At 58.2% G+C, this 9070-nt stretch carries 9 protein-coding genes; 5 read left to right on the forward strand and 4 right to left on the reverse strand.

Translation table 11 applies throughout. From position 1 onward, the window contains the following. Positions 1 to 14 precede the first annotated feature (14 nt). The 4 genes from RSF91_RS09395 to RSF91_RS09410 all read right to left on the reverse strand — a co-directional run bounded on the left by RSF91_RS09395 (position 15) and on the right by RSF91_RS09410 (position 2865). On the reverse strand, positions 15 to 812 hold the full coding sequence (locus RSF91_RS09395) for a UDP-2,3-diacylglucosamine diphosphatase (protein ID WP_332568167.1): 798 nt from the start codon (positions 810 to 812) through the stop codon (positions 15 to 17). 145 nt (positions 813 to 957) lie between these two features. Beyond that, entirely contained in the window at positions 958 to 1485 is a 528-nt protein-coding gene (locus RSF91_RS09400; protein ID WP_099738045.1) for a peptidylprolyl isomerase, read from the reverse strand. 71 nt (positions 1486 to 1556) lie between these two features. Next, a complete protein-coding gene (locus RSF91_RS09405) occupies positions 1557 to 2141 on the reverse strand; it encodes a peptidylprolyl isomerase (protein ID WP_332568168.1) in 585 nt (194 codons plus the stop codon). A 139-nt stretch (positions 2142 to 2280) separates the two neighbouring features. Beyond that, on the reverse strand, positions 2281 to 2865 hold the full coding sequence (locus RSF91_RS09410; RefSeq protein WP_332568169.1) for a tetratricopeptide repeat protein: 585 nt from the start codon (positions 2863 to 2865) through the stop codon (positions 2281 to 2283). A 219-nt stretch (positions 2866 to 3084) separates the two neighbouring features. Here RSF91_RS09410 and cysS point away from each other — a divergent pair, with 219 nt between their 5' ends. The 5 genes from cysS to RSF91_RS09435 all read left to right on the forward strand — a co-directional run bounded on the left by cysS (position 3085) and on the right by RSF91_RS09435 (position 8963). Continuing rightward, positions 3085 to 4470: a cysteine--tRNA ligase gene (gene cysS / locus RSF91_RS09415; protein WP_332568170.1), complete on the forward strand. Its 1386-nt coding sequence runs from the start codon at positions 3085 to 3087 to the stop codon at positions 4468 to 4470. A 50-nt stretch (positions 4471 to 4520) separates the two neighbouring features. Then, positions 4521 to 5396, forward strand: coding sequence for a DNA-3-methyladenine glycosylase family protein (locus tag RSF91_RS09420; RefSeq protein WP_332568171.1), 876 nt, complete (start codon positions 4521 to 4523; stop codon positions 5394 to 5396). A 59-nt stretch (positions 5397 to 5455) separates the two neighbouring features. Then, positions 5456 to 6433: an acetyl-CoA carboxylase carboxyltransferase subunit alpha gene (locus RSF91_RS09425; RefSeq protein WP_332568172.1), complete on the forward strand. Its 978-nt coding sequence runs from the start codon at positions 5456 to 5458 to the stop codon at positions 6431 to 6433. A 166-nt stretch (positions 6434 to 6599) separates the two neighbouring features. After that, the gene (tilS, locus tag RSF91_RS09430) at positions 6600 to 7604 is read left to right on the forward strand and encodes a tRNA lysidine(34) synthetase TilS (protein WP_332568173.1); all 1005 of its coding nucleotides are present in this window, start codon (positions 6600 to 6602) and stop codon (positions 7602 to 7604) included. Positions 7605 to 7697: 93 nt separating this feature from the next. Continuing rightward, positions 7698 to 8963: an aspartate kinase gene (locus RSF91_RS09435; RefSeq protein ID WP_099738038.1), complete on the forward strand. Its 1266-nt coding sequence runs from the start codon at positions 7698 to 7700 to the stop codon at positions 8961 to 8963. The last annotated feature ends 107 nt before the right edge of the window (positions 8964 to 9070 follow it).

Below are 9070 nucleotides of genomic sequence, written 5' to 3' on the forward strand. Positions count from 1 at the left end.
AAAAAAGTAGCGGTTCAAGCCAGCTCAGGCGGTATGCGTTGCCAGCCTTCAGGCGTTACGCGTAGTACCTCGGAGCGATGATGCGTTGCATCAATGTGCCAGTCGCTCAGCACGATGCGCCAATGGTCTTGCCCCAGCGCATGGTCGGCAGGTTGGTGCGTGTGGCCGTGAATCAGCCAAGGCGCTTGCGCAGCCTGCATCCAGGTGGAGACCATTTGCGCGTCGGCATCCGCATAAGGTGCGCCGCTTTGTTTGCGCTGCTCGCTCTCTGTACGGGCCGATTTGCCAATGGCACGGCGCACGGCCAGCGGCTGGGCCAGCAACTGCTGCTGCCAGGCTGGGCTGCGCGATACGGCGCGAAACTGCTGGTATTCCACATCATCCAGACACAGCGCATCGCCATGGCTGAGCAAGATGCTGGGACCAGCCCAGTGCAGCACCGTGGGCTCGGTCAAGCCCGTCATGCCGCTGCGCTTCAGAAATTCATCACCTGCCAGAAAGTCGCGGTTGCCCACGAGGAAGAATAAGGGGCGCTTTTGCGCAGCCTCGCGCAGCAGTGCCGCGCATTCGGCTTCAAAGCTATTGGGCTCATCCAATGCATCGTCGCCCACCCAGACTTCAAACAGGTCGCCCAGCATGAAGATGGCATCTGCTGAGCTGCGCGCCAGATAGTCGCGCCAGGCCTCAACCGTCTGCGGCTCGGAAGGCTGCAGGTGCAGATCGGAAATGAAGTCGATAGCTCGCCACTCGGGCGCGCCTTGCAGTTGCGCCACCTGAGGTGCAGTCGTGCGGGGATCTGAAGAGTCAGTCATGGATAAAGAGAAAGGGGCGCAGCCTTAAAAACAATAACGGCCTCACAGTGGGGCGGCAAGCAAGGGCCGCCCCGCAGCGAGGCCGTCGTCCCATTCCCGCGTAGCGAGAGAGGGGGAAGGCGCGGTAGCGCCTCAGGGGGAGCGATTAGATCGCTACAGCCTTGTCGATCACCACGGCGTCAAAAGGCACGTCGTCGTGGAAGCCCTTGCGCGAAGTGCGAACCTTCTTGATGGCTTCAACCACTTCTTCACCCTTGACCACCTTGCCGAACACAGCGTAGCCCCAGCCTTGGCCGTTGGGGGCAGTGTGGTTCAGGAAAGCGTTGTCCACGGTGTTGATGAAGAACTGAGCAGTAGCGCTGTGTGGGTCGCTGGTGCGAGCCATGGCGATGGTGTACTTGTCGTTCTTCAGGCCGTTCTTGGCTTCGTTCTCGATAGGGGCGTCGCTGTCCTTTTGCTTCATGTCAGCAGTGAAACCGCCGCCTTGAATCATGAAGTTCTTGATCACGCGGTGGAACACGGTGCCGTCGTAGAAGCCCTTGTTCACGTAGCCCAGGAAGTTCTCGGTGGACTTGGGAGCGTTCACAGCGTCCAGTTCCAGGGTGATCACGCCTTGAGTCGCGGTTTCAGCCACGTTGATGGTGATGTGCAGTTCAACTTGAGGATTGCTCATGTCTGTCTTTCTTGAGGATTGAGAGGGAGAGGCTGGCGCTGGCACCTGAATGCCGCGCAGCCCTTGCTGGTTTATTTGATTTCGGTGGCTGAAAGGATTGTCACCGCCGTCACGGGCACATTCTGGTGCATGCCGCGGTTGCCCGTAGCCACGGCACGGATTTTGTCCACTACCTCCATGCCCTTGGTGACCTTGCCGAACACGGTGTAGCCGTGGCCGTCAGGCTTGGGTGCGTTGAGCATGTCGTTATTCACCAGGTTGATGAAGAACTGGGAGGTGGCCGAGTTTGGGTTGCCGGTGCGCGCCATGGCGATGGTGCCTCGGTCGTTCTTCAGGCCATTGCTGGCTTCCAGTGGAATCGGGGCGCGGGTGGGCTTTTCGCTCAGGTTGGCATCCATGCCGCCGCCCTGAATCATGAAGCCATCGATTACGCGGTGAAAGACCGTGCCGTCATAGTGCTTGTCGCGTACATATTGCAGAAAGTTGGCCGCGCTCTTGGGTGCTTTGGTATCGTTCAGTTCCACCACAATGTCGCCCATGCTGGTCTTAATCTGCACCTTGGACTGGGCTTGCGCGAAGCTGGGAGCTGCAAAAACAGTAGCTGTCAGCGCAATAGAGGCAAGGGCTTTAAGGCTTATTCGACGAAAATTCAGCATGTCATATTCCTGATGTGAGTACGCCTTGGCCCCAAGCCGCTGTGCCGCGGCCTCTGAGTTCAGGCTGTATGGGAGCTGAGGGCGCAGACCCACTTCACAAGAGGTGGGTCGCTTTTTGAGGGGCTGATGAAGACCGGGTTCAGCGTTGAGCAGGCTGCGTGGGCTGGGCTGCTGCAGGTCCAGCTGCTGGTGCAGCGACAGACGCCGCAGGCTGCAACATATCCTTGAGCTGCTTGAGCTTGGGGTTCAAGGCTGCAGGGCGGCCGCCCTTGGCCAGAGACTGCGCATAGGACTGGTAGGCGAGGCGGGCGTAGATGTCGCCCAGATTCTCGTGTGCCACGGCGTAATTCGGGTTGTTGCGCACAGCGGCCTCAAGGGCGGAGCGGGCACGGTCCAGATCACCCTGGCGTGCATAGATCACGGCCAGGTTGTTATAGGGCTCGGGCAGCTCTGGGTAGTCCTCGGTCAGCAGGCGGAAGGCGGTGATTGCGTCTTCGGTCTTGCCATCATTGGTTAGCGCAATGCCGCGCAAAAAGCGCATCTGCGGGTCACGCGCATTCTTGGCTAGATAGGTGTCGGCTTTTTGCAGCGCCTGTTGCGTCTTGCCGCTCTTGAGCAACTGGGCAACATCCGAATAATCATCGGCGTAGGCGCTGCCGGCGGTGAGCATGACGGCCACAACGGCCATACGCGCTGCGGTACTAAACAAGTTGCGTACAGGCATGTAGGTGCTTTCAGTGCGCCGCAAGAACTGCCCTGCGGCGGGAGCTTATACTGACGGGAATTGTAGCTGAGGGGTGCGCAGCGCTTAGGCGTCTGACCAGGCAGGGATGTGTCTGGATGCTAGTGCGCATTTTTCAGTCTCAGGGTATGGCAGGCACGGTTGATGCAAAGCAGCATGCCGGTCCGCTGATCGCCACCCTCTCTCCCTAATTCAAGATTCATGAGTTTGCGTATCTACAACACGCTGTCGCGTGCATTGGAATCTTTTTCGCCGATCGAGCCGGGCCATGTGCGCATGTACGTCTGCGGCATGACGGTGTACGACCTCTGCCACCTGGGCCATGCGCGCTCCATGGTGGCATTTGACGTGGTGCAGCGCTGGCTCCGTGCCACCGGCTACCAGGTGACCTATGTGCGCAACATTACCGATATTGATGACAAGATCATCAAGCGCGCGGTGGAAAACGGCGAAACCATCCGTAGCCTGACCGATCGCATGATCGACGCGCTGCATCAGGATGCCGATGCGCTGGGCATTGAGCGTCCCACGCTGGAGCCGCGCGCCACCGAATATGTGCCGCAGATGCTGAGCATGATTGGTACTCTGCAGACCAAGGGTCTGGCCTACCAGGCAGGTAATGGCGATGTGAACTATGCCGTGCGCAAGTTCCCCGGCTACGGCAAGTTGTCTGGCAAGTCGCTGGACGAGCTGAACGCGGGCGAGCGCGTGGCAGTGGCTGACGGCAAGCATGATCCGCTGGACTTTGTGCTGTGGAAGTCCGCCAAGGCCGATGAGCCTGCGGATGTGAAATGGCAAAGCACATTTGGTGAAGGCCGCCCCGGCTGGCACATTGAGTGCTCGGCCATGGGTTGCGAGTTGCTGGGCGAGAGCTTTGACATTCATGGTGGCGGTGCTGACCTGCAGTTCCCCCATCACGAAAACGAAATTGCCCAGAGCGAAGGCGCTACCGGTAAGCCGTTTGCCCAGACATGGATGCACAACGGCTTCATCAACGTGGACAACGAAAAGATGTCCAAGTCGCTGGGCAACTTCTTCACGATTCGTGATGTGCTCAAAGAGTACGACGCTGAAACCATTCGTTTCTTCGTCGTGCGCAGTCATTACCGCAGCCCGCTGAACTACTCCAACGTGCACTTGGATGATGCGCGTGTGGCCCTCAAACGTCTCTATACGGCTCTGGACTTGGTAGCAGCAGCTGCCGTGCAGGTGGACTGGACTAATCCTTACGCCGCGCGCTTCAAGGCGGCGATGGATGAGGACTTCGGTACACCCGAAGCGGTGGCTGTGCTGTTTGAGCTGGCTGCTGAAGTCAACCGCAACAAGTCGCCCGAAGTGGCTGGCTTGCTCAAGGAGCTGGGCGCAAGCCTGGGTCTGCTGCAAGGCGAGCCTCAGAAGTTTTTGCAGGCTGGCGCTGAAGGCGTGGATGCTGCTGCCATTGAGGCGCAGATTGCCGCCCGCGCTGCTGCCAAGGCTGACAAAAACTGGGCCGAGGCCGATCGCATCCGCAAGGAACTGCTGGGGCAGGGCATTGTCCTTAAGGACTCTGCCGCCGGTACGACCTGGGAAGCTGCGGCTAAGGGTTAAGGCTTCATGCAAAGTTCCATTAACACTGTGCGCAGTGCGAAAGGCCGTGCATGAGTGCGGTCAAGCATCTGGACACCATGGATTTTGAGCAGCTGCCTCTGGTGGCTGATCTGCCTGTGCCCATGGGCCCGGCAGCGCCGCTGCCTGTGGCTCCTTTAGGCTCTTCTGGGGCTGTATCGCTTACTGAGACTGCGGTGTCTGCTGGTAAAACAGTAGCATCCCCCAAGGCTGCACCCGCCCCTAAAGCGGCTGCAGCCAAGATCAATCTGGCTTTGCCTGAAGGTGTGCCTGCCTACTGGGAAGAAGCCTGCCGCCAGCTCATGCGCCGTGATCGCGTGCTCAAGCGCCTGATTCCGCAACTCAGCAGCCAGGCGCTGCTGCCTAGTGGTTCAGGGTTTGGACAAGGGCAGGGTCAAGATCAGGCCTTTGCCACGCTGGCTCGCTCCATCGTGGGTCAGCAGATTTCTGCCAAATCCGCCAAGACGCTGTGGAACAAGTTTGCCAAGCTGCTCATTGAGATGCAGCCTGAGCAGGTGCTCAAGCTCAAGGTGGACGATATGCGCGGGGCAGGCCTGTCGGCACGCAAGGTGGACTATCTGGTCGATCTGGCGCTGCACTTCACGGAAAACCGCCTGCGCATGGATGAGTGGCCTGAGATGGGCGATGACGAAATCATTGCCGAGCTCATGTCTATTCGCGGTCTCAGTCGCTGGACGGCTGAGAACTTTCTGATTTACTACCTGGCGCGGCCCAATGTGCTGGCGCTGGATGATGCCGGGTTGATTCAGGGCATCTCACTTAATTATTTTTCGGGTGATCCTGTCAGTCGCAGTGACGCCCGTGAGGTCGCCGAGGCTTGGAAGCCGTGGTGTACGGTTGCAACTTGGTATATTTGGCGCTCGCTCGAAGCGCAGCCTGTGGCTTGATGACATCTACCACTGGCCGATTGCAAGAGTTGCAACAGGCTGGCACAAGGAGAAATACGTTGGCGAAAAAGAACTTTCTGGATTTTGAGCAGCCCATTGCAGAACTCGAATCCAAAATCGAAGAACTGCGCTATGTGCAGACTGAAAGCGCAGTCGATATCTCGGAAGAGATTGATCAGCTCAGCAAAAAAAGCCTGCAGCTGACCAAGGACATCTACAGTGATCTGACCCCTTGGCAGATCACCAAGATTGCCCGTCATACCGAGCGTCCCTACACGCTTGACTATGTGCGCGAGTGCTTTACCGACTTTGTCGAAATGCACGGTGATCGCCATTTTGCGGACGATCAGTCCATCATCGGTGGCTTGGCTCGTTTCAACGGCCAGCCCTGCATGGTGATTGGTCACCAAAAGGGCCGTGACACCAAAGAGCGCACGCTGCGCAACTTTGGCATGACGCGCCCTGAGGGCTATCGCAAGGCTCTGCGCCTGATGAAGACGGCAGAGAAGTTCAAGCTGCCTGTGTTCACGTTTGTGGATACGCCCGGTGCCTTCCCTGGCATTGACGCTGAAGAGCGTGGTCAGTCCGAAGCCATTGGTCGCAACATCTATGAGATGGCCCAGCTGCAAACCCCCATCATCACCACCATCATTGGTGAAGGTGGCTCCGGCGGTGCACTGGCGATTGCTGTGGCTGACCAGGTGCTGATGCTGCAGTACTCTGTGTACTCCGTGATCAGCCCCGAAGGCTGTGCTTCCATTCTGTGGAAGACGGGCGAGAAGGCGCAGGAAGCGGCAGACGCCATGGGCATCACCGCTCATCGTCTGAAGGCGCTGGGTCTGGTTGACAAGATCGTCAACGAGCCCGTGGGTGGCGCTCACCGCGATACCAAGCAAATGGGCGCTTTCCTCAAGCGTGCGCTGGGCGATGCTCTGCGTCAGCTGTCGGATCTGAAGCCCAAGGAGCTGCAAGATCGCCGCTATGAGCGTATTCAGAGCTACGGCAAGTTCTCTGATACCAAGGCGGACAACAGCTAAGCCAGCGCTAAAGCATCTGCTTGGTTGGCGCTTGCGCACAATGGCTCCTTCGGGAGCCATTTGCTTTTGCAGCTGAGTAAGCTGGGGTTCTGAGTGAAATAGGCCTCTAGCCCTTATGTAGAAAGCGCTAGCTGCTATTGAAATATGAATCTGGAGTTTATTTGCAATGCAAACCCAGTCCGATGCTTACTTGTTGAGCGCCTCGGCTGCGCAGGTAGATGCTGCCGTGGCCGCTTTTCATCCGCCTTTGCCGCTGGCGGTGGCTTTCAGTGGGGGCGCCGATTCGTGCGCTTTGCTGCTGGCCTGCCATGCGCGCTGGCCGGGGCAGGTGAGGGCGATTCACGTCCATCACGGCTTGCAGGCTGCGGCAGATGATTTTCAAAAGCACTGTGAGCAACTGTGCGCGCAGCACGGCATTGCGCTCAAAGTCTGCGCTATTGATGCGCGAAATGCCCAAGGCCAAAGCCCGGAAGATGCGGCCCGCCAAGGTCGGTACGAAGCCTTGATTGGTGCGGCGCAGCAAGACTGGTTTAGTGCCGATGGTGTGGTGCTGGAGCCCGTGCGCTCTATGGCTTTGGCGCAGCATGCGGATGATCAGGTAGAGACTTTGTTGCTGGCGCTTTCACGCGGTGCCGGGGTGGCTGGTTTGGCGGCAATGCCTTCGCATTGGGGGCGGGCGCAGCTTGAATGGTTTCGCCCTTTGCTGGTGGTGCCGGGGCAGGTGCTCAGAGACTGGCTGCATGTGCGGGGTGTGAGCTGGGTGGAAGATCCGACTAATACTGATCAGGCTTACACGCGCAATCGCATACGGGCGCAGTTGCTGCCGGTGCTGGAGCAAGTCTTTCCACAATTTCGCAGCACCTTTGCCCGCAGTAGCGCTCATTGTGCGCAGGCGTCTGAATTGCTGGATGAGCAGGCGGCGGTTGATTTGCAGGGGGTGGGCTCCCCGCCTTATATCAAGGCATTGCAGGCTTTAAGTGCGGTGCGGCTGGGTAATGTGCTTCGCTACTGGCTGCGCTCTATTTATGGCACAACGCCTACGGCAGCCCAGCTTTCACAGCTCATGCAACAGATTAGTGTTTGTACTACGCGAGGGCACCGCATCCATATCAAGGTGGGGCGTGGTTTTGTCGAGCGCCGGGGGCTAACTCTCGATTGGTACAATTCCTAGGTTTTGGTCTTTCTACTTGCACGAAAACCGCCGGCGCGCCAAAACCTTTGTGACCTGCGCCGTGGCAGCTGTTTCGTCACCCTTTAGTATCCAATGGCACTGATCGTTCATAAATACGGCGGCACCTCGATGGGCTCGACAGAGCGCATCCGTAACGTCGCCAAGCGCGTGGCCAAGTGGGCTCGGGCAGGCCACCAGATGGTGGTTGTGCCCAGCGCCATGAGTGGCGAAACCAATCGCTTGCTGGGTCTGGCCAGCGAACTGGCTCCCAGTCACGCTAAGAATTCGTACTACCGTGAGCTCGATATGCTGGCCTCCACCGGCGAGCAGGCATCGTCGGCGTTGCTGGCGATCGCTCTGCAGGGCGAAGGCGTCGAGTCCGTCAGCTACGCTGGCTGGCAAGTGCCTGTGCGCACGGATAGCAGCTTCACCAAAGCTCGCATTGAATCCATTGATGACAAGCGTGTGCGCGCTGATCTGGATGCAGGTCGAGTCGTGATCGTGACGGGCTTTCAGGGTATTGACCCCGAAGGAAACATCACGACACTGGGACGCGGCGGCTCTGATACATCGGCTGTGGCTGTGGCTGCGGCGCTGAAGGCAGCCGAAGTGCTGATCTACACCGATGTGGATGGTGTCTACACCACCGACCCCCGTGTGGTGTCTGCGGCCAAGCGCCTCGGTACCGTGAGCTTTGAGGAAATGCTGGAAATGGCAAGCCTTGGCTCCAAGGTGCTGCAGATCCGCTCCGTGGAGTTTGCTGGCAAGTACAAAGTGCCTATGCGCGTGCTTTCCAGCTTCACCCCCTGGGACATCGATCTGGAAGAAGAAGCCAAGTCCGGCACCCTGATTACTTTTGAGGAAGACGAAAAAATGGAAAAGGCTGTCGTATCCGGCATCGCGTTTAACCGTGGTGAAGCCAAGATCTCTGTGCTGGGCGTGCCCGACACCCCCGGCATCGCTGCTGGCATCCTGGGTCCTGTGGCCGATGCCAACATCGAAGTCGATGTGATCATTCAGAACATCTCTAAGGATGGCAAGACTGACTTCAGCTTCACCGTCAGCCAAGGCGACTACCAGCGTGCACTGGAGCTGCTGAGCGAAACTGTGGCCCCTTCACTGGGTGCTTCTGAAGTGGTGGGCAATCCCAACATCGCTAAGGTCAGCATCGTCGGTATCGGTATGCGCAGCCACGTGGGCGTTGCTTCCACTATGTTCCGCACCCTGAGCAAGGAAGGTGTGAACATTCAGATGATCTCTACTTCTGAAATCAAGACCTCGGTCGTGATCGACGAGAAGTACCTGGAGCTGGCTGTGCGCTCCCTGCACACAGCCTTCGGTTTGGACAAAAGCGAATAATTTTCGCAACTTTCCAAAAACAGCTTAAAAAGCTGCTTACAATAGCGACATACTGGAAACGTGACCGAGTGGCCGAAGGTGCTCCCCTGCTAAGGGAGTATGGGGTG

The sequence above is a fragment of the Comamonas sp. genome, assembly GCF_036643215.1.
Lineage (GTDB): Bacteria > Pseudomonadota > Gammaproteobacteria > Burkholderiales > Burkholderiaceae_C > Comamonas.

Coding starts and splice junctions, on each gene's coding strand:
- tilS (WP_332568173.1), top strand. CDS start 6,600: ATGCAAACCCAGTCCGATGCTTACTTGTTGAGCGCCTCGGCTGCGCAG.
- RSF91_RS09405 (WP_332568168.1), bottom strand. CDS start 2,141: ATGCTGAATTTTCGTCGAATAAGCCTTAAAGCCCTTGCCTCTATTGCG.
- RSF91_RS09435 (WP_099738038.1), top strand. CDS start 7,698: ATGGCACTGATCGTTCATAAATACGGCGGCACCTCGATGGGCTCGACA.
- RSF91_RS09400 (WP_099738045.1), bottom strand. CDS start 1,485: ATGAGCAATCCTCAAGTTGAACTGCACATCACCATCAACGTGGCTGAA.
- RSF91_RS09395 (WP_332568167.1), bottom strand. CDS start 812: ATGACTGACTCTTCAGATCCCCGCACGACTGCACCTCAGGTGGCGCAA.
- cysS (WP_332568170.1), top strand. CDS start 3,085: ATGAGTTTGCGTATCTACAACACGCTGTCGCGTGCATTGGAATCTTTT.
- RSF91_RS09410 (WP_332568169.1), bottom strand. CDS start 2,865: ATGCCTGTACGCAACTTGTTTAGTACCGCAGCGCGTATGGCCGTTGTG.
- RSF91_RS09420 (WP_332568171.1), top strand. CDS start 4,521: ATGAGTGCGGTCAAGCATCTGGACACCATGGATTTTGAGCAGCTGCCT.